This is a genomic window from Streptomyces sp. NRRL S-244 (genome assembly GCF_000717915.1).
GTDB lineage: Bacteria > Actinomycetota > Actinomycetes > Streptomycetales > Streptomycetaceae > Streptomyces.
The window spans coordinates 1-640 of the sequence record NZ_JOCX01000064.1; the positions used below are offsets into that span (position 1 = coordinate 1).

At 62.2% G+C, this 640-nt stretch carries 1 pseudogene; it reads right to left on the reverse strand.

What is annotated here, in order from left to right:
- Positions 1-596: pseudogene (locus IF02_RS32855) on the reverse strand (hypothetical protein); the annotation flags it as partial.
- Positions 597-640 lie beyond the last annotated feature (44 nt).

Genomic DNA, 640 nt, shown 5'->3' on the forward strand with positions numbered 1-640 from the left:
ACGCCGAAGCGGGCCTGGTAGATGACCGTGTCGGAGTCCTTGGCCGCGCCGAAGAAGTCGGAAGCCTCGGGCCGGTAGACACCGATCTTGTCGGTGCCGTCACCGTTCCAGTCACCCTTGATCGGAACGTCCCCCGGATTGCCGAACGTCGTCCGATGGTCCACGTTCGCGCTGGACGTGGAGTCGCTCAGATAGAAGGTCTGGTCCGAACCCCGGTAGACGCCAACGGTGTCCTTGCCGTCACCGTTCCAGTCACCCGTCATCGGGGAATCACCCTCGACGCCCATCTTCACCGCGTACGCCACCGAGAGGTTGTCATCAGTGAGATAGAAGGTCTGGTCCGACGGCCGGTAGACACCCAGACTGTCCTTGCCATCCCCGTTCCAGTCACCAACCAGCGGAACATCCCCCGGATTGCCGAACTGACTCAGCATCGACACCGAAGAGTTGTCATCGGTGAAAGAGAACGCCTGAGTCGAAGGACGGTACACACCGAAGGTGTCCTTGCCGTCACCGTTCCAGTCACCCGTCAACGGCACATCACCCTCCGCACCAAACCCCGCATGCCCGGCAAGACCCCCGTCCACGCCGGACACGTAGAAAACGGACTCACCAGGGCGGTACACACCCGCACGCGAAG